The sequence below is a fragment of the Gemmata palustris genome, from assembly GCF_017939745.1.
Classification (GTDB): Bacteria; Planctomycetota; Planctomycetia; order Gemmatales; family Gemmataceae; genus Gemmata; species Gemmata palustris.
Window position 1 is genome coordinate 3087318 of the sequence record NZ_JAGKQQ010000001.1, and the last position, 19481, is coordinate 3106798.

The 19481-nt window shown below is 67.2% G+C and carries 18 protein-coding genes; 7 read left to right on the forward strand and 11 right to left on the reverse strand.

Going from position 1 to position 19481, the window contains the following annotated elements:
• Nucleotides 1-71: 71 nt before the first annotated feature.
• The 7 genes from J8F10_RS12535 to J8F10_RS12565 all read right to left on the reverse strand — a co-directional run bounded on the left by J8F10_RS12535 (nt 72) and on the right by J8F10_RS12565 (nt 8772).
• Nucleotides 72-623, reverse strand: coding sequence for a nucleotidyltransferase family protein (locus J8F10_RS12535; RefSeq protein WP_246523222.1), 552 nt, complete (start codon nt 621-623; stop codon nt 72-74).
• 55 nt (nt 624-678) lie between these two features.
• Nucleotides 679-1857, reverse strand: a complete 1179-nt coding sequence (locus J8F10_RS12540) for a pyridoxal-phosphate-dependent aminotransferase family protein (RefSeq protein ID WP_210654144.1) — start codon at nt 1855-1857, stop codon at nt 679-681.
• Between the two features lie 112 nt (nt 1858-1969).
• Entirely contained in the window at nt 1970-2536 is a 567-nt protein-coding gene (locus J8F10_RS12545; protein WP_210654145.1) for a hydrolase, read from the reverse strand.
• 3 nt (nt 2537-2539) lie between these two features.
• Complete coding sequence (locus tag J8F10_RS39830) at nt 2540-4840, reverse strand: transglutaminase family protein (protein WP_210654146.1); 2301 nt, start codon at nt 4838-4840, stop codon at nt 2540-2542.
• Between the two features lie 65 nt (nt 4841-4905).
• On the reverse strand, nt 4906-6042 hold the full coding sequence (locus J8F10_RS12555) for a DUF58 domain-containing protein (RefSeq protein WP_210654147.1): 1137 nt from the start codon (nt 6040-6042) through the stop codon (nt 4906-4908).
• Nucleotides 6039-7007: an AAA family ATPase gene (locus tag J8F10_RS12560; protein WP_210654148.1), complete on the reverse strand. Its 969-nt coding sequence runs from the start codon at nt 7005-7007 to the stop codon at nt 6039-6041. Before J8F10_RS12560 ends, J8F10_RS12555 begins: the two co-directional genes overlap by 4 nt.
• Before the next feature lie 226 nt (nt 7008-7233).
• On the reverse strand, nt 7234-8772 hold the full coding sequence (locus J8F10_RS12565) for a 30S ribosomal protein S1 (protein ID WP_210654149.1): 1539 nt from the start codon (nt 8770-8772) through the stop codon (nt 7234-7236).
• A 253-nt stretch (nt 8773-9025) separates the two neighbouring features.
• On the opposite strand from J8F10_RS12565, the gene J8F10_RS12570 reads away from it, so the two are divergent.
• The 6 genes from J8F10_RS12570 to J8F10_RS12595 all read left to right on the forward strand — a co-directional run bounded on the left by J8F10_RS12570 (nt 9026) and on the right by J8F10_RS12595 (nt 16484).
• Nucleotides 9026-10042, forward strand: a complete 1017-nt coding sequence (locus tag J8F10_RS12570) for a lysylphosphatidylglycerol synthase transmembrane domain-containing protein (protein WP_210654150.1) — start codon at nt 9026-9028, stop codon at nt 10040-10042.
• Complete coding sequence (locus J8F10_RS12575) at nt 10035-11039, forward strand: glycosyltransferase family 2 protein (RefSeq protein WP_210654151.1); 1005 nt, start codon at nt 10035-10037, stop codon at nt 11037-11039. The genes J8F10_RS12570 and J8F10_RS12575 overlap by 8 nt, the downstream gene beginning before the upstream one ends.
• On the forward strand, nt 11039-12550 hold the full coding sequence (locus J8F10_RS12580; RefSeq protein ID WP_210654152.1) for a hypothetical protein: 1512 nt from the start codon (nt 11039-11041) through the stop codon (nt 12548-12550). Before J8F10_RS12575 ends, J8F10_RS12580 begins: the two co-directional genes overlap by 1 nt.
• Before the next feature lie 309 nt (nt 12551-12859).
• The gene (locus tag J8F10_RS12585) at nt 12860-13984 is read left to right on the forward strand and encodes a CPBP family intramembrane glutamic endopeptidase (RefSeq protein ID WP_210654153.1); all 1125 of its coding nucleotides are present in this window, start codon (nt 12860-12862) and stop codon (nt 13982-13984) included.
• Nucleotides 13985-14094: 110 nt separating this feature from the next.
• Nucleotides 14095-16029 carry a sigma 54-interacting transcriptional regulator gene (locus J8F10_RS12590; RefSeq protein WP_210654154.1) on the forward strand — a complete coding sequence of 645 codons (1935 nt, stop codon included), beginning with the start codon at nt 14095-14097 and terminating at the stop codon, nt 16027-16029.
• Between the two features lie 20 nt (nt 16030-16049).
• Nucleotides 16050-16484, forward strand: a complete 435-nt coding sequence (locus tag J8F10_RS12595) for a hypothetical protein (protein ID WP_210654155.1) — start codon at nt 16050-16052, stop codon at nt 16482-16484.
• Here J8F10_RS12595 and J8F10_RS12600 read toward each other — a convergent pair.
• Genes J8F10_RS12600 through J8F10_RS12615 form a run of 4 tightly spaced genes read right to left on the reverse strand, consistent with a single transcriptional unit; the run spans nt 16481 to nt 18757 of the window.
• Nucleotides 16481-17464, reverse strand: coding sequence for an RluA family pseudouridine synthase (locus J8F10_RS12600; protein WP_210654156.1), 984 nt, complete (start codon nt 17462-17464; stop codon nt 16481-16483). The genes J8F10_RS12595 and J8F10_RS12600 overlap by 4 nt on opposite strands.
• Nucleotides 17464-17817, reverse strand: coding sequence for a hypothetical protein (locus J8F10_RS12605; RefSeq protein ID WP_210654157.1), 354 nt, complete (start codon nt 17815-17817; stop codon nt 17464-17466). Before J8F10_RS12605 ends, J8F10_RS12600 begins: the two co-directional genes overlap by 1 nt.
• A gap of 32 nt (nt 17818-17849) precedes the next feature.
• Nucleotides 17850-18254, reverse strand: coding sequence for a hypothetical protein (locus J8F10_RS12610; protein WP_210654158.1), 405 nt, complete (start codon nt 18252-18254; stop codon nt 17850-17852).
• Between the two features lie 26 nt (nt 18255-18280).
• On the reverse strand, nt 18281-18757 hold the full coding sequence (locus J8F10_RS12615; protein ID WP_210654159.1) for a hypothetical protein: 477 nt from the start codon (nt 18755-18757) through the stop codon (nt 18281-18283).
• Nucleotides 18758-19055: 298 nt separating this feature from the next.
• Between J8F10_RS12615 and J8F10_RS12620 the strand changes: the two genes are divergently transcribed.
• Nucleotides 19056-19451 (forward strand): (R)-mandelonitrile lyase, encoded by a 396-nt coding sequence (locus J8F10_RS12620; RefSeq protein ID WP_210654160.1) that lies wholly within the window; start codon nt 19056-19058, stop codon nt 19449-19451.
• The last annotated feature ends 30 nt before the right edge of the window (nt 19452-19481 follow it).

Here is a 19481-nt window from a genome sequence, read left to right on the forward strand (position 1 = left end):
AGCGATCCGAGTTTACCACACGGGCGCCCGGCCGCTACCGCAGACGCGCGCCTTTCGGAGCTATTCGTTGCTCAGCCGTCGGGATCGGCGAGAATTTCCCGCAATCTTTCGGCTAATGGCTCCGGGAACCGGCCCGGCCACGTGGCGTCGAGCAAGCCGAGCCGCACCATGTCCTGCAAATGCACTTGGTCTTTCCGACGGAACGCGACCAGCTTCATTCTCACGAGTGGTTCAAGTTCAAGAACTTGGAACGCGGCACTGCGGGCGGATTCGTTTACTTCGGGAGCAGGGACGGGATCATTGGGGAATACCCTTTCCCCTGCGAAGATGATGTGAATGCCCTCGCTCGGTTTTCCGTCCGGGCGCTTCACGAATAGGTGGATACCCGTGACTTCGGCGTAGTCGAAGCCGACGGAATCCAGGGCGGCTTTGATGTGCTCCAGATCATCCCGTCGAACGAGAATATCCACGTCTCTCGTGTTCCGCACGGAGCCTCGGTCGATACTGGCGATCCAGTTCGCGACCGCGTGCCCCCCGACAACCGCGTAAGGAATGCCGGCGGCCTCCAGCGTTCTGGCCGCCAGTTCGCAGCGCTCGCGCACGTCTTCCACGGCTTGGATCATCCTTTCCCACGTAGCTTCGTGGAGGCGCGGGGTCACCATAGTTTTCACTCACTGTTTATGCAGAGTAGGCGAGTTCAGCGGCGGCGACGCCGCTGCCCGGTGTCACCTTCACGCCCGCCCCGCGGAGCACGTACTCCAGCGCGGCGAGCACCGACAGCACGCAGATCGAGCGGCTGTTGTAGCCCATGATCCCGATGCGCCACGCCTTGCCCTTGAAATCGCCCAGCCCGCCGCCGATCTCGATGCCGAACTCGGTGAGCAGGCGCTTGCGCCCCGCAACGTCATCGACGCCCGCGGGGATCTTGACCGCGTTCACTTGCGGGAGCCGACACGCTTCCGCCGCGATGTACTCCAACCCGAGCGCCTCCAGGCCGGCTTTCAGTGCAGCGTGGTTGCGCAGGTGCCGTGCGTACCGGGCCTCCAGGCCCTCTTCCAGAACCAATCGCAGCCCCTCGCGGAGCGCGTAGATCATCGTGATGGGGGCCGTGTGGTGGTACGCCCGGTCCCCGCCCCAGTAGCTCTGGATCGAGGTGAGGTCGAGGTACCAGCTCTGCACCTTCGTCTTGCGGTTCTTGAGCGCGTCCACCGCGCGCGGGCTGAAGCTGATGGGCGACATCCCGGGCGGGCAGCTCAGCCCCTTCTGCGAGCAACTGAACGCCGCGTCCACTTCCCACTCGTCGAGCTTCACCGGCGTGCAGCCGAGCGTGGTCACGCAGTCGGTAATCAGCAGCGTACCGAACTCGTGGCACAGCTTACCGACCTGCGAGATGTCCTGCAGGGCACCGGTGGACGTTTCGGCGTGAACCAGCCCGAGCACCTTCGGGCGCGTTTCCTTCAGGATGTCGCGCAATTCATTGAGATCGAACACTTGGCCCCACGGCTTCTCCTTCACCGTGAGCTTCGCGCCGGTGCGCCCGGCCACGTCGATCATGCGCGTGCCGAAGTAGCCGATGCTGCACACCACGACCGGGTCGCCCGGTTCGATCAGGTTCACGAAGCACGTTTCCATGCCGGCCATGCCGGTCGCGGACACCGGGAACGTGAGCGGGTTCTTCGTCTGGTACACCTCGCGCAGCATGGTCTGCGTTTCGGTCATGATGTCCAGGAACTGCGGGTCCAGGTGCCCGAGCAGCGGCGTGGACATCACCGAGAGGACGCGCGGGTGGGCGTCGCTCGGACCCGGCCCGAGGAGCAGGCGCGGCGTGGGGTTCAGTTGACCGGGGAGGGCTGTCATGGGGAGGCTCACTTTCGGACGAATGAAGGCGCTCTGTTCTCATGAAAGGGCGAAGGGGCGGACGGGTGAAGGGGTGAAAAGACAAAAGCGTGGCGCTTTTAGCTTTTCGCCCTTACCCTTCGGCCCTCCGCTTTACTAACTCGCTGACCGCCTTGAACTGCGGGTGGGTGGCGTCGATCAGCCACTCGAATGCGACCGCTTCGACCGTGGTCGGCACCGCGCCGGCCTGCTCGAGCCGGCGCAGCGCGGTGGCGTGGTCGATTTCGTAGCGCGCCCCGAGCGCGTCCACCGGGAGGAACACGTGCAGCCCGGCGCGAAGCAAATCGAGGGCGGTCTGCGCGACGCACACGTGCGTCTCCATACCGACCAGCACCACGTTCGGGCGCCGGAGCATTTCGAGTTCTTCGAGGAACGTCCCGGCGCCGCAGCAACTGAACGCGGTCTTCGCGGGGAGCCCCGCGGGGAGCCGGCGCGCGATCTCCGGCGCGGTCGCGCCGAGGCCCTTGGGATACTGCTCCGTGGCCCGCGCGGGGACTTCGAGTAGTGCGGCGACGTCGAGCACGAAGCCCGCGTTCCGCACGAGCGCGGGGGCGCTCGGGATCTTCGGCAGGAGCTTGTCCTGGATGTCGATCACGACGACAACGGACGTCTCGGCGCGCAGGCGCTTTACCGCACTCATTCGTTACACTCGCGTTTCGAGGGCGCGGCGGAGCTGCTCCAGGTCGTGGTCCAGTTCCGCGAGCCGGGCGTCCGACGGGGGCGCCCCGCCGAACCGGTCTTGATAATACGCTCCCGCCCACGCGATGGGAACCTCCGCGACCCCGGCGCACCCGGCGCGGGCGCGGAGCGCGTCGGCCGCACCGAGCGCGAACTCCATCGGCGTGTCGCCCGCCCCCGGCGCGATCCCGTGCGCGGAGAGCACGGTGACCAGCTCCCCGAACCACCGCGTCGGCGTCTGCGGGGCGGGCGCGGCCCCGGTCCGGCGCGCGCGCCACCGGAGCACGGCCCGCACGCTGAACGCGAGCACGATCACGTTGACGAGTGCGAGGAGCGTGTTGACTTGCGTGAGCCGGTTCGCGAACCCCGCGAGTTCCTTCCGGCGCTGTTCCGGCGTGTAATCGGTCACGTAGTGCTGGAACTGCGTACCGACCCAGGAGTTCGCCTTGTGCCACCAGTCCTGGTTCGCGTCGTCGGTGGCGTCGCCGCCACCGGGTGTGGGGTCGAGGCCGCGCCAGTGGAAGAGGTGGGTCGGCCCGTCGGGGTGCCGGTCGGCCGCCGGGATGGGGACCGACACGAACGCCTCGGCCCAGGCGTGGGCGTGCTCCTGTTTCACGAGGTACTTCCCGTCGCCCGCGTGCTCGTGCCCCTTGAAGCCGAGGACGAACACCGCGGGGATGCCCTGGGACCGGAGCATGAGGACCAGCGCCGTGGCGAACCGCTCGCAGTGCCCGGCCTTCGAGTGAAAGAGGAAGTCCTCAACGGGATCGATCTTGGCGTTCGTGCGCTTCAGGTCGGTGGTGTACCGCAGGGTCGGGGTGGTCGCGAGGTGCGCGGAGAACGCGCGCGCGATGAGGTCGTGGTGCTCGGCGCGCGGGAGCCGCCGTTTGGGGTCGCGGAGCTTGGCCGGGTCGCGCCACTCGGCCGGGAGCTTGCCCGCCTCGATCAGGTCGGCGAGGAGCTGGTCCGCGTACTCCTTCACGCGCTCCACGGGGTTGGTGCGGAGCTGATCGAGCGAGTCGTCGAGCCGGGAATCGACGATCTGGAACCCCGGCCCGAGGTCCGGGTCCGATTCGACCGTGTACGCCTGAACGTACCGCAACTGGCGCGTGCGGGCGCGCTGGGCCGGGTCCCAGTAGAAGGTCCCGTCCGGGCTGGGCATCCACCCGTGCTCGCCGGCGTCGGTCACCCCGGCGAGCGGCACCGGCTGGTTCGGGAGCCAGATGATTGGATCGGCGACGAAGTACGCTTTCGCCTTGGCGGGCAGGTCGAACGCGAGCGCGAACTGGCCCGGGCCGAGGTCCGGCGCCACCCACGGGGTCGATTGCCGGGCGGTGCGGACGAGGTTCGGCAGGCGCTTCGGCTCCATGTTCCAGGCGCCGTTCGCGTACTGCTGGTGCGTGCGCCCGCGCCACCGCTGGTCGGGGTTCAGGTCCGTTTTCGGTTTACCGTCGGGGTAGGTCGCGGTCACCTCGAACGCGGTCTCGGAGTTCGTTTTGAGCGCCCCGGTGCGGTTCAGGTCCACCATCTGGTCCGCGGCGTACCCGATCTCGACGCGGGGCTTGCCGAAGTCCGCCTTCGGCGCCAGCGAGCGCGGGGTCAGGAGGTAAACGGGCACCGCGACCGCCCCGGTGACCGCGGCCCACACCAGCGCCGATCGGAAGTCCGTGCGCGTGCCGAGCGGCTCGCCGGACGCGGCCGCGGCGGGCACGGGCGCCGCCTTCGGGTCGGGGATCGGCGGGACGGCCCCGCTCGCGCGCCCGAGGTAGAACAGCGAGAGGCTCCACACGGCCGCGCCGAGGTACAGCCCGACGAGCGCGAAGCACAGCGGCTCCTCGGCGAACGCGGCGGCCAGCCCGACCCCCGCCAGCGCGAGCCCGTGGAGCCACCAGTAGTCCCCCGCGTGCTTCTCGCCGCGGGCCACTTTCGCCGGGAGCAGCATCACCACCAGCGGCCCGAACATCGCGACCATGAGCATGGGCCAGCCCAGGTTCGCGAACTCCCCCGTGTCGATCTCCCGCTTGACCCGGTACGCGCCCCACAGGACGAAACACGCTACGACCACGGCCCCGAGCCGGTTCGCGGCCGGGATCGTGAGGAGCGCGAACCGCGTTTCGATGAAGTAGAGCGCGCCGAGCGCGAGCACGGCGAGCGCGGCGAACCCCGCAGCCTCGGGGAGCATGGGGGCTTGCGCGTAGCCCAGGGTGACGCACGCGAGGGCGAGCGTCAGGTACGTGCTGAACCGGAAGGTCGCTTCGGTCGGCATCGGGATCGCCCCATGCGGCTCTGTGCGGCGTTCGGAAAACGGGCCGGTGCGGAAACCGATCCGCCCTACGGAACCTTCGGCGGCTGGTACCACGGGAGCCGGTCGGCGGGGCACACGGCCGCGAACGGCTTGCCCGTGGCCCGCGCCAGCGCGCCCGCGAACGGCGTGTCCGGCCGGCTGCTCACCACGACCCGGGCGCCGCGCGCGAGGCGCCCCCCGAACACCGACGCGGTCGGCGCCTCGTGCTCCGGGCCGCCGGGCACGTCCGCGAGCGGCGCGAGCACTTCGCGCAGCTCCTCGGCCGAGTGCGCGGTCCCGGCACCGTGCCCCGGCACCACAACGGTGACCGGGCTGTCGAAGGCGTGGCGCCAGGTGACCGCGATCGTGACCGCGAGGCTCAGCGCGGCTTCGAGCCGGGCGCGGTCCGCCGGGGTGGGTGTCGGGGGCACCCAGGCTTCGACCACCAGCACCAGTTCCGGCGACGGGGCCGTGTCGTACTCGCGCACCATCGGCTCGCCGCGCCGGGCGGTCGTGCGCCAGTGGATGTCGCGGATCGGGTCGCCGGGGCGGTACGCCCGCACCCCCCGCACCTCGGCCCGGTCCGTGGTCACGCGGCGGAGCACTTTGCGCGCGCGGCCGTCGCCGCCGGCTTGCCGGGCGACCCACCGGCGCAGCCCGTCCGGTTCGGCGATCCCGGGCGTCGGGAGCACGACGACCTCGTCGGTCGCGTCGCCGGGCAGTTGGCACGTCACGAACCCGAACGGGAAGCTCGAGAGCAGCGCGACCGGGCCGCCGAACCGCCCGCGGGTCGGGAACGCGCGGGACGCGGTGCAGTCGAGCGACCGCGCCGCCGGCACGCGGTACGCCAGGAAGTTCGTCGTGCCCGCGGTGGACCGGTCCTCGACCGAGACGGTCATCGCCCGGGTCGCGTGGTTCGTCACGCGCACGCCGTACTCGGACCGCTCGCCCGCGAACAGCGGCCCCACCGCGAGGCGCTTCGCGCTCGCGCGGCGCACGTTGATCCGGGCGAGAATCCCGTTCAGCACGACCAGCGCGATCATGACGTACACGATGAGGAGCACCAGGTTGATGCTCTTGTACCACGCGACCGCGCCGACCACCAGGGCCACGCCGAGCCACGCGACCCCGGCCGGGGTGAACTGGAGGTGCGGCCCGTCCGCGGTGCCCTCGGTGCGTTTCATGTCGGCACCTTGAGCTTCGCGACGATCTCGCGCACGATGGGGCCGGCGTCCGGGTGCCCGCCCGCGGCCCAGCTCCGCGTCACGAGGCGGTGCGCCAGGACCGGTTCGGCGAGCGCCTTCACGTCGTCGGGCACCACGAAGTCGCGCCCGGCCGTGACCGCGAAGGCCTGAACCGCGCGGTACATCGCGAGCGCGGCGCGGGTGCTCGCCCCCAGCGCGAGTTCCGGGTGCGTCCGCGTCCCGCCGATCAGATCGAGAACGTAATCGGCAATCGAGGGATCGACGCGCACCGTGCGCACGTGGGCCTGCAGCGCCATCACGTCGGCCGGTTGGAGGACGGGTTCGAGGTGCTCGACCGGTTCGCCGGCGCGGTGCTGCGTGAGGATCGCGCGCTCGGCCGCGCGGTCCGGGTACCCGACCTTCACGCGCAACAGGAAGCGGTCGAGTTGACTCTCGGGGAGCGGGTACGTGCCCTCGAACTCGTGCGGGTTCTGGGTCGCGACGACGAGGAACGGCGGGCCGAGCGGCCGCGTGTTGCCGTCCACGGTGACTTGCCGCTCCTGCATCGCTTCGAGCAGCGCGGACTGCGTGCGCGGGGTCGCGCGGTTGATTTCGTCCGCGAGCACGATTTCGGCGAACACCGGACCGGGCTGGAAGATGAACTCACCGGTCTGGGAGCGGTAGATCGTGACGCCGAGCAAGTCCCCGGGCAGCAGGTCGGGCGTGAACTGGATGCGGTTGAACTTGCACGCGAGGCTGCGGGCGAGAGCCTTTGCGAGCAGCGTTTTGCCGACGCCCGGCACGTCGTCGAGCAGCAGGTGCCCGTCGGCGAGTAGTGCGACGGCCGCGAACCGGACTACGTCGGGTTTGCCCAGGAACACCCGCCCGACGTTCTTTTGCAAGGTGTCGAGGAGGTCTGCGAGTTCACGTGGGGTACGCGGGCTCGGTGGTCCGTCGGCTGGCATGCGCGCGGTCTCTCACAGGAGGAACGACCGCGGTAATATACGGTTACACTGATGAAATGGTTCTGTGAACCCGCTTGCAGTGGGGGCCGGCTTTGCCGTTCGCGTGCCGGTTGATTCTCGAAAAGCCCACCCGCTCGTTAACACTCGCGGTTCGCCTATGTCTTTTGGCGAACCGCGAGTGTTAACGAGCGGTGGGTCTTAACCGGCCGGCAAGAACGGGCTCAACTCACTCGGTGCCGAACTTGATCGGCCCGCCGATGCCCCCGCGCAGGTTCGGGTTCACCGGTCGGCTGGCCATCGCCTCTTCCGCGGCCTTGAGGTCCGCTTCGTTCTCGGCCTGTTCCGCCGCTTCTGCCGCGGCCTCTTCCTCGGTCGCGATCTTCTTCAGGCTCAGAGCGATCCGGCGCGTGGCCGCGTCCATGCTCAGCACCTCGACGATGACCGTTTGGCCCTCTTCGAGGATGTCGCGCACGCGGCGCACGCGCTGCGTGGACAGTTCCGAGATGTGGATCAGCCCCTCGACGCCCGGGGTCAGTTCCACGAACGCGCCGAACTCCGCGATGCGGGTGACTTTGCCCGTGATCCGGGCACCGGCCTGCACCTGCTTCGTGTACTCCTCGAACGGGCTGACGGTGAGCTGCTTCATGCTCAGCCCGATCTTCCGCGCATCAAAATCGATGCGGTTGATCTTCACTTCGACCTGCTGACCGATTTTCACGAACTCGGACAGGTCGTTGACCCGCTGCCAGGAGAATTCCGAGGCGGGGATCAGCCCGTCCGCGCCGCCGAGGTCGACGAACGCGCCGAACGGCTTGATGCTCCGCACGATGCCCTTGAGCACCTGGCCCTCCGCGACGGTCTTCCAGAATTCTTCCGCCTTCGCCTGCTTTTCCTTCTCCTGAACCGCGCGGCGGCTCACGATCAGGTTCCGCTCCTCCGGGTTGACCTCGGCGACCATCACCTTAATGCGCTGGTTCACGAACTGTTCGATGTTCTCGACGCGGTACAGATCGAGCTGGCTCGCGGGGAGGAACCCCTTGATGCCGGCGACCTCGATCGTGAGCCCGGTCTTGTTCTTGTTCGTGCCGGTGACGCGGGCCTCCACGATCATGCCGTAAGTGACCTGCGACCAGTCGTGGACGACCTGCGTGGACCCCTCGCGCGTGAGGATGAGCAGCCCGTCGGCGGAATCGTAGTGGTCGATGTCGAACTCGACCGCTTCGCCGACCGCGGGCTTGCGGCCCTCGAACTGCTGGAGCGGCAGCACGCCCTGGCTGCGCCCGCCGGGCACTTCGACGAACACATCATTGCCGTGAACGCCGACGATCACGCCGGTCTTCTTCCCACCGCCCACGGTCCCGGCCGCGCGGGGTTTCTGCACCGTTTCCACGGCCGCGACGGTCTTGGACACGTCGAAGTCGCCCATCGCTTGCGCGAGTTCGTCCTCGATCAGTTTGTCGAGTTCACGGGAGTTGGGCTTCGTGCCGCCGAAGTAGAGCTGCTGCGGCGCGCCACCCGGGTTGTACGGCTTGTCGCTGCGGTTCGGCCGATCGCCGCCGCGATTCGGCCCACCGGGGCCTCCCGGGCGCGGGGCACCCGGCCGGGGCGGGCCTTTGCCCGCGTAGGGCGCCGGGCCACCCGGTTTCGGCGCGCTCGCGCCCGGCGCGGGCGGGGCCGCGGCGCTCAGGGGCGCCACGGGCGCAGCGGGTGTCGCGGCCGGCGGGGTGGGTTGGTCGGGCGTCGGGGCAGCGTTGTCGGTGCTCATCTGCGGTTCCTCACTTCTACCGGTTGAACCTATCAGACGGGTTCCAGCGCGACAATGTGAAGGCGCTTCGCACTTCAGTGTGGTCCGCTCGCTCCGCGAGCGGTGGCTCCTGCATCAACGTGCCCTCCGGCCTCTTTTCTAGGACTGACAACCGCCCGGTACACGGGACCACACCCGCTCGCGGAGCGAGCGGACTACACTGAAGACGGCCCACGAGTGACCGGACCCCGTCGCGCCTCGTAGAATCCGGTTCATGTCCAACGGCAAGCACAGGAAGTTCCGGCTCGCGATCGAAACTGCGGTCGCGGTCGTGATCGTGATCGCGGTGGGGTGGAGTTTCCACAATACCTTGAAGGGGATCGAACCCGGGACGCTCCCGATTCGGGTGCGGGTGGAACTGCTGGTCCCGGCCGGCGTGCTGTACCTGCTGGCGCACCTGTGCTGGTCCACGTTCTGGGTGCGCCTGCTGCACAGTCAGGGCGTTCGGGTGTCGTGGGCGGTCGGGTTGCGGGCGTACTACATCAGCCAGTTCGGAAAATACATTCCGGGAAAAGTGGCGGTGCTGCTGATGCGCGTGGCGATGCTGCGGCACCACGGCGGGCACCCGATCCCCGTTGCGGTGACGGCGACTTACGAAACGCTCACGAGTATGGCGGCCGGAGCGCTATTGGGCGTGCTGTTCCTGCCCGCGCTGGGGGTGCTGCCGCCCGAAGTTTCGGGGCGCACGACGCTCCTGTTCGCGGTCGCGGCGCTGCCGCTGGGATTGGGCATCCTGAACAAACTCGCGGTGCGGATCGCCAAGAAGCGGCGCGGGCCGGACGCGCGCCCGCTTCCGGCGCCGTCCGTCTTTCTGTTGGCTCAGGGACTCGTTCACGGCGCGTGTGGGTACTGTTTACTCGCGCTGAGCCTGGGGTTAACCGTTCACGGGCTGCTGCCGGACGCGCCGGAGTGGGGCGCGAAAGCGTTCACGATGGATCTGGCCGCAGTCGCGCTGTGCTACGTGGCAGGATTCGTGGTCGTGGTCGCACCCGGTGGACTCGGTGCCCGTGAGTTCGTACTGCGGTGGGCGCTGGCCCCGCAACTCGTGTCCGCGCTGGGCACGGAGCACGCGGGCCAGGTGGCCATCGTAGTGGCCCTCGCGCTCCGCTTGACGTGGACCATTGCGGAAGTCGTCGTCGGCCTCTTACTCTACGCGAAGAAACCCACCCTCCCTCCGCCGGCTCGTCACGACGAGACGATTGCGATTCACCACGAGACGCCGCATGTCTAGCCCCGGGGAACTCGAAGGCAAACCGGCCCCCCTCCTCTCACTGGTGATCCCGGTTTTCAACGAGCGGGAGAGCCTGGTTGCGCTGCACGCGGAAATCGCCGAGGTCGCGCAGAAATTGCCCGAGCGCGTCGAGATGATCTTCATCGACGACGGCAGCAAGGACGGCTCGTGGGACATCGTGCGCGAACTGGCCGTCAAAGATGATCGCGTGCGCGGGATCAAGTTCCGGCGCAACTTCGGTAAGGCCGCCGCGCTCGCCGCGGGGTTCTCCGCCGCGCGCGGGAGCGTCATCATCACAATGGACGCGGACCTGCAAGACGACCCGCACGAAATCCCGCGCTTCCTGGACGCGCTGCGGGGCGGGTTGGACGTGGTGAGCGGGTGGAAGAAGGTCCGACACGACCCCTGGCACAAGGTGTTCCCGAGTCGCGTGTTCAACAAGTTCCTGAGCGTGCTGACCGGCGTTCACCTCCACGATCACAACTGCGGGATGAAGGCGTACCGCGCGGAAGCGCTACGCGAGGTCTACCTGTACGGCGAGCTCCACCGGTTCGTGCCGGTCCTCGCGACCGCGCGCGGGTTCAAGGTGGGCGAACTCGTGATCCAGCACCGCGCACGGAAGTTCGGGAGTTCCAAGTACGGCTGGAAGCGATTCATTAAGGGCGCGCTCGATGTGACCACGGTGCGGCTCCTCACCGGCTTCGGGCGCCGGCCGAACCACTTTCTCGGGGCGTGGGGGCTGACGTTCGGGAGCGGCGCGGTGTTCGGGCTGTTCCTGCTCCTGGCGAATCTGCTCCTCCGGCAGTTCGATGGCGCGCTCGGCGCCGGTCCGTTCACGCAAATGGTCGTGTTGATTCTGTCGGTGGGTTGTGGTCTGCTCGGCGCCCAGTGCTTGCTCGCGGGTTTAGTGGCGGAGATGACCGTCGCGCGGAAGTGGCTCGATAACGACCCGTACAGCGTCGCGGAGCACACACCAAACAAGCAGGAAGCGCGCTGATGGCTGCCGAACCGTCCGACATCCGCCGATCGGCGTTTTTGCTCCTGATGGTCGCGGCGGTGGCGATTGCCGCCGCGAAAACCGTTGGCGCCGAGAACGTGATCGAACCGAGCCGGTACAAGGCCGCGGAAAAGGGCGGGTACGGCGCCGAACCGGACCGCAAGTGGCCGGACACGCGCCCGGACCCGGTACCGACGTTCAGTTCCAACGACAAATCGCGCTGGGCCACCGTTCGCGCGATCGTTCACGACCGCACGTTCGTGATCGGCAAGCGCACCTACCCCGACCCGAAAGACCCCAAGAAGTACAAGGACGAGGGCATCGTCGCGGAGCCGGCCTACAAGAGCCTGGACATCGTGATGAACCCCGAAACGAAGGAGTTCTATTCGAGCAAGCCGCCGCTCATGTCGGTACTGGTCGCGTGCGAATACTGGGTGCTCAACAAGGGGCTGGACTGGGACATTGTGAAGGACCGCTGGCTCGTGATCCCCGCGATCGTGCTCACCTGGAACGTGCTTCCCTTTCTGGTGTACCTGGTTCTCCTCGGCAAACTGCTCGACGTGACGGGCAAGACCGACTTCGGCAAACTGCTCGCGTTCGCGGTCGCGTCGGTGGGCACGTTCCTGCTCACGTTCTCGGGCACACTGAACAATCACCTGCCCGCGGCGTACTGCATCCTGTTCGCGAGTTACCCGTTGTTGCGGGCGATCGCCGAGAACCGCGACATGACGCCCGCGGGCTACTGCGGGTGCGGGTTCTTCTCGGCGCTGGCGGCCACGTTCGAGTTGCCGGCGCTGGCGTTCTTCGCCGCGATCTTCCTCCCGCTGTTCATCGCCCGACCGCGCAACACCATCCTGTTCTTCACCCCGTGTGCGCTGTTACCGTTCGCAGCCCTGTTCGCGGCCAACTACGCGGCGCTGGGGAAGTTGCTGCCGGCTTACAGCGAATTCGGCGGTCCGTGGTACAATTTTGAGGGGAGCCACTGGGCCAAGCGCGGGACGCCGGCCGCAAAGGGCATCGACTTTAACGACGAACCAACAACGGTCTATGCGTTCCACCTCACCCTCGGGCACCACGGGTGGTTCAGCTTAACACCGGTCTGGTTGATCGCGTTCGTCGGGCTACTGGTGATGGGGATCAAGAGTGCCCCCGCGGTACAGAAGCTCTTTAGCAGCAAGAAGGGCACCGGTACGGGGTGGACGCCGGAACTGTTCGCCGCGATGACGCTGGTCGTGTCGGTCGCCGTGTTCGCGTTCTATTTGACGCGCGTTCAGAGCTACAACTACGGCGGGAACACGAGTGGCCCGCGCTGGCTATTCTGGCTGATCCCACTGTGGGTGCTCGCAATTCCCCCGGCCGCGGACCGGCTCGCCAGGAGCGAAGCCGGGCGCCTGTTGTGTGCGTTGCTCTTGGGGTTCGGTGTGCTGAGCGTGTTCTACCCCGCGTGGAACCCGTGGCGCAACCCATGGATACTGCAACTGATGGAGTACAACGGCTGGCTGCGGTACTGACCGCAACAGATTCCTGTCGAATGAGCCGCGATCACAGGGAGCGGGAGTCGCAACAGATTTCGTGTGTTTGCCGTTCCACACCGGAAACCAAAACCGCGTTCCCTTGCGGTCGCGGCTCGTTCGACATGCGACAGCGGTCCGAAATGAGATTAGGGTGGGCTGAAGCGCCACTCTCGCGCGAACGCTTAACACTTTAACAGATTCGGGCCGGTAGATTGGCCGATCCGAAATTGTTAGCGGATGATAGTAGCAGACCGTTGTGAACCCGAGGGCGCATTTGCGCTTCCGCTGTGGTGAAGACCCGCGCCCATGAGTGAACTCGCTAACGATCCGCCGCTGGTGACGCGCCCCGAACCGGCGCTCGCACTCGTGCCCCCGCGCCCGAAGCCGGGGTTCATCGAAGCGGTGCTGTGGTGCGTGATCTTCATCGCGACGCAGATGCTCGGCGCGATTGTGGCCGTGACGATCGCGTTCACGGCTTACGCGCTAACCGCGCCGGACCCGAAGACGTTTGTCGACGAACAGCTCGCCGGGTTCGGGAAGTCGGTCGATCTGAAGGTCGAAGGAGACCGCCCGCCGATTCCCTTTGAATTCGGCCAATCGCTCGCGTGGGGGATGCTCGCGGCGCAGGTCGTTTCTCTGGGGCTCATCCTGCTCGTACTTCCGCGTCGGATCGGCCCGGACTGGAAGCGGCAAATCGGTGTCCGCCGACCACACTGGCTCCACGTCGTGCTCGTGCTGCTGCTCGTGCCGGGGTTCATTATCGCGTCGGACCTCATTCAGACGCTGTTTCTCACAATCACCGGCATGAAACCACCGCCGGCGCTGAAGGCACTCAACGGTGTGTTCGGTCAGTTCCCGTGGCCGCTCACGGTTCTGGCGGTCGCGCTCGGGCCGGGCGTGGTCGAAGAGTTCTGGTGCCGCGGGTTCCTGGGGCGCGGGCTGTGCGCGCGAAACGGTGTCGTTGTGGGTGTACTGCTCACGTCCGCGCTGTTCTCGGCCATGCACCTCGACCCGGCGCAACTGGTCGTGATTGCCACAATGGGGATGTATCTCCACTTCGTTTACCTCGTGACCCGCTCCATTTGGGCACCGATCCTGCTCCACGCAATGAACAACGGCCTCGCGATTTTCCTCGCGCTCGCGGTCAAACTGGGTAACGAACAGGGCGACGTCGAAGTGCCTGCAATCGTTCACATTGCGGCTTTTGCGCTGATGGTATTCGGGAGCGTGGCACTGTGGACGAGTCGCGTGGTATCGGAGCCCATTTCGCTCCTTGAAGAGGACGGCGGGACGGAATCATCGGATATTTTCGTCCCCCCCACCGAAGTGAACACGCGGTTCGGGTACGCGACTGTCAGCCCGGCGGCTCTGATGTTCACGCTCGTGTCGTTTAGCGTGCTGGTGTACCTCGGGTATTACTTTTCGCGCTAGAATCGCCCCTTTTGGCGCGCGTTGGGGCGGCAAGGTGCCGGTTCCAGCTTGCACCTTCTTGTCTTTGTCTTCTATGGTGAAGGAAGTCGCCTTTCCTCCAACCCATGCCAATGGCTCACCCCCCCAGCGCGTTCCTCGTCGCGCGCCGCGACGACGGTTTCGGTGACGTGTTCCCTCTGCACGAGGGGACGCGGTACAAGCTCGGCCGCGCGCCGACCAACCGCGTCGTCCTGCGCGACGACCTGTGCAGCCGCGAGCACGCCGAGGTTTTCGCGGCCGAGGACGGGTGGTTCGTGCGCGACCTGGGGAGCCTCAACGGGACGCACCTGAACGGCGAAGCGCTCCGCAACGACCGCCCGCTGCGCCCGCTGGACGAGGTCCGGGTCGGCCGCACGCGGCTCCTGTTCATCGACGAGATGAGCCAGTTGCCCGATCTGCCCCAAGCCGCCCCCAAGCCGGCGGAAAAGGTGGACGGCCTCGAGATCCGCAAGCGGCTCGGGCAGACGCGGTACCAGCAGACCGGCGCCCCCAACGTGCCCGAACCCGACACGGTGCGGGTGGACGCGCGCGTGGCCCCGCCGCAAGCCATCGGCGTGCTGTACCGGCTCGCGCTCGACATGGCCGCCGCCGCGGACACGGGCGAGCTGTGCGCGCTCGCGGTGGACTCGGTGTTCCGCGCGACCCCGGCCGAGGTGGTGGCGATTCTCGCGCTGAAGGAGCCGAAGGACCTGGAACTGCTGGTCCACCGCGTGCGCGGGGGCGGCCCGGCGACGTACCACAAGGTGTCGCAGTTCGTCAGCAGCGAGGTGCTCTCCGACAAGCAGGCCGTGCTCGCCGAGAACGTGGCCGCGAACCGGATGCTCGCGGACCGCGACAGCATCGCGGAACTGAAGGTCGCGAGCCTGATCTGCGCGCCGATCCTGTTCGACGACAAGGTGCTCGGGCTGCTGCACCTGTACCGCACGTCCGGGCACTCCCCGCTGAACGCGGACGACCTCGAGTTCACGCTCGCGGTGGCCCGGCAACTCGGCACCGCGTGGCACAAACTCGCGCGGCAAGTGAACCTCTCGGCCGAGAACCGCAGCCTGCGGACCCAGCTCAAGATCGAGAGCGAGATCGTCGGCGGGAGCGAACCGCTGCGGAAGATCGAGGGGCAGATCGCCCGCGTGGGCGAGACCCGGGCGACCGTGCTGATCCGCGGGGAGAGCGGGTCGGGCAAGGAACTGGTCGCCCGCGCGATCCACCAGAACAGCCCGCGGCGCGAGGGCGCGTTCATCTGTTTGAACTGCGCCGCGCTCACGGAAACGCTGCTCGAGAGCGAGCTGTTCGGCCACGAGAAGGGCTCGTTTACGGGCGCGACCGAGCGCATGGTCGGGAAGTTCGAGGCCGCCGACAACGGGACCATCTTCCTCGACGAAATCGGCGAAATGGCGCTCACCACCCAGGCGAAGTTCCTGCGCGTGCTGGAGGGGCACCCGTTCGAGCGCGTGGGCGGGAACGTGGCCATCAAGGTGGACGTGCGCGTGGTCGCGGCGACCAACCGGCCGCTCGAAGAAGCGGTGCGCGCGGGTACGTTCCGGCGCGACCTGTTCTACCGGCTCCAGGTGGTGCAGCTCGACGTACCGTCGCTGCGCGAGCGCCTGGACGACGTGCCGGTGCTGGCCGACCACTTCCTGAAGAAGTTCGTCCGCGAAACCGGGCGGAAGATCAAGGGGTTCACCCCCGCGGCGCTGGACAAACTTCGGGTGTACCGCTGGCCCGGGAACGTGCGCGAGCTCCGAAACGTGATCGAGCGCGCGGTGGCGCTCGGGAGCGGTCCGCACCTCGACACCGCGGACATCTGGCTGTCCGAACTCGACATCGGCGCGCCCGTGGTGGGCGTGGTCGCCGCGTACCGGCCGGAGCCGCTCGACGACGTGGAGAAGCGGCACATTCTGGAAACGCTCAAGCACACCGACTGGAACAAATCGAAGGCCGCGACGATTCTCGGGATCGAGCGCTCCACGCTGGACCGGAAGATCGAGAAGTTCGGGCTGGTGAAGTAGCTCGCTTCGGGGGGCACAAAATGACGAACCGCCGTGGCTGGGCGCTCCGGCTCGTGATTGTACTGTTGGTTCCCTGTGTTGCGACCGGCGCACTGGCGGCGGTGACCTACTGGCCCTACCTCACGCGAAGTGCCGTAGGCCCGCCGAAGTTCCCTCTCCCGGGCACGATCGAAGGGCCGGCGTATTCCGAAGCGGATGCCGCGAACTGGTACGAGTTCGACCGGTGCTTTGTTGGGCACACCGAAGCGAGTATCACCGAGCACTTCGGCCCACCAACGGAACACTGGGCGGGGCACTACGGGATGCCGCCGTTGAGCGTTCAGCGCCTCTACCCGGAAGCGGTTACTCACATTTATCAGCGCCCTTCGGGGCAAATGTATCTGTCCTATTGCCGCGAGAAGGAGCAGTGGGTGTGCTTTAGTGCCACCTGGTTGGCTCAAGGAGCTGTGTTCTAACCCGGCGAAGCATTTTTCGCCCTCAATCTCTCAACGAACTTCTGCAAGTCACTGGGGAGCGGCATCGACCAGTGCAGGTGCTCGCCGCTGGCCGGGTGCTCGAAGCCCAACTCCGTGGCGTGGAGCGCGAGGCGCGGGGCCTTGCTCTTGTCGTCGAACACTTCGCCGTTCGCCCTCTTCACGTACACCTTATCGCCGCACACCGGGTGCCCGGCTTCCGACAGGTGAATACGGATCTGGTGCGTGCGGCCCGTCTCCAGTCGGCACGAGAGCAGCGTGTGGCCCGTGAGCCGTTCTTCCAGCGCGATGTGCGTAACGGCTTCTTTACCCACGCCCGGGAGCTTCGTGCTCCCGCGCCGGCCGTCCCCGCGGTCGTCCACCAGGCGCGAGCGGATCGTTTGGCCGCTCAACATCCCGGGCACGACGGTGAGGTACCGCCGGACGACGGTGTGCTTGCGGAACTGGAGCCCGAGTTCGCGCTCGGCGAGCACCGAGCGCGCGAACACGACCAGCCCGCTCGTTTCCTTGTCGAGCCGGTGAACGATCCGCAAGCCGTTCATGTCGCGCGGGTCGCGATTGAGTTGGTGGGCGACGGCCCACTGCGTGAGGTCTTGGAGCGTGGGGTCGAGTTCGCGGCGCTGCTCGGACCACTCCAGCTCCGCGGGGTGCCGAACCGTGTTCACCCCCGAGGGCTTCTCAACCACGACAACGTGTTCGTCGAGGTGCCGGACGACGAGCCGTTCCGGGTGCGCGGACCGCGGGAGCGGTTTGGGGTGCTCCAGGAGCACGACGACCTCGTCCTCCTTGACGCGGCGCGCCTCGTCCGAGCAGATCGCGTCGCCGACCTTGACGCGGCGCGCGGCGATGAGCTTGCGGACGTCGGTCCACGACGGTCCGCCGAGCCGCGATCGCAGCACCTTCGCGAGCGTGAACCCCGCTTCTTGGGGCGCAACGGTAAATGGGGGCAGTACGAACGACATTAGCCGGGCTTTCGGGCGAGAAAGAGGACGAGGTTCATGACCAAGTTGGCCGTGAACGTGATGCCGCAAATGCCGACCCCGAGCCAGAACTGCCACCGCTTCCGCTCGGTCTCCTCGCGCCACTTCTTTAGTTCCGCGACCTGCTCTTGGAGGGTCGCGATGTGTGCGAGGAGGGCGCGGATGTCGACGAGGGCCAGGAGCGATTCGGCGCGCGTGAGCCGCTCGCGGGCTTCCGCAAGTTCCGCGCGACCGAACGCATCGCGGAGCAGGTCAAGGTCTTTGGTTAAGACGGCGAGTTCGGTATTCAGCACGGCAATAAGGTCGTTCAACTCGGTAGGCGATTTTCCGGCCACGGAAGAACTCCGGCGAAGTTAGTGGGAACCGCTTACTGGGCGTTGAGGACGTTGGTGTACGCTTCCGCGAGTGCATCGAAATCGATGGCGCGCACCAGTTCGTTAATTCGCGCCCGGTTCTTTTTGGAGCGCTCCCCCAACAGGTCGCTAAACACGTTGAGCGTGAGCACGTCGCGCCGGTACGGGTCGCCCGCGAGGTGCTGCGCGGAAATCGCGCGCGCGGCCGCCGGACCCGCAGAGTCGGTCGCGTCCGAAATCGTGAGCACGATCCGCGCTTCGTCACCGGGGGAAACGGACCAGCGGATGAGAGCGGGAACTGCGACGCCACCGAGGTGGTGCCGCAGGTAATCGGTGGCCTGAGCCACGGCGTCCAACAACTCCGGCTGTTCGCGGATGCGGTCGTCGATCTCGACCCGCGGTTCTACGCTCGCGACCATAAATACCCTCCCGGCCCGTTACCGGGCTAGTTGTCGTCTTCTTCATTCTCGTCTTCGGGAACCCCGAAATCCATCTCGGACCAGTCTTCGTCCGGGTCGGGGATGTCCATGAAGCCGGTGCAGTGGGGGCAGTTCTCCGTCGTGCCCATCTTCTGGGCCGGCCACTCGGACGACTTGCCGCAATCCTCGCACACGGCCGTGACCGTCCCGGTGCGGCTCGCGCGCTTCTCGCGCACTGCGTTCAGTGCGGTCATCGTTTGGGCCGCGGAGAGCAACTCTAGTGCGGCCTGCACCTTCGCCGGGTCGGTGACCACAACCGGGAGTTCGTCGGCCGGGGCCTCGTCGCTCATCCCGGTGAGTGCGGAGGCCGGTTGCGGCGGGGGCTGCTCGATCTCGGCCGCGATGTCATTGGCCGCGAGCAACCGGATCACCGCTTCGGCGACGTGCGCGCTCTCGGCGACGAACACCTTGCGCGATTCGGGTTCGGGAGAGGTTTCTGCCATCGTGCGTGACTCCAACGGTTACTGCGCCTTCGATTCGGGAACGGGCGCGGCTGTGTGCGCATCGCGCCGCCGCCGCCGACCACCGGCACAACAGTCAGCATATCGACGGTCGCACGACTCGCATACGACCACCGGCGCGGGCGCCGCCCGGGGCGTGGAGGATTGGGCAAAGGTCCGGGACGATCGGGTTACCGGTCCCTCGAAGATTCGGTCTACAATCCCTCCACCGAGCGCAGAGTTCAGGCGCATCGGGTAGAAGCCCTGTGCGTTCTGCGTCTGAAGCAAAGGAGTTCGGGAAATGGACATCAAACGAAGCGGCTCGCAACCTTCCGGCACGGGGCCGGCCGAGTATTTCACCGGCTCGGTCCGCATCGACCCCCTATTCAAGGCTCCCGCGCCGGCGCGGGGGTTCGGCGCCAGCGTCACGTTCGAGCCCGGCGCGCGGACCGCGTGGCACACCCACCCGCTGAGCCAGACCCTGATCGTGACGGCGGGGTGCGGGCTGGTTCAGCGCTGGGGCGGGCCGATCGAGCCCATTCGCCCGGGCGACGTGGTCTGGTTCCCGCCCGGTGAGAAGCACTGGCACGGCGCAACGGCAACCACCGCGATGACGCACATCGCCATCGTGGAAGAGCTCGACGGCAAGACCGCCGACTGGATGGAGCCGGTGAGCGACGAACAGTACCGGGCCTGACCGGGATCGGAACGACAACCCGCGAGGAGA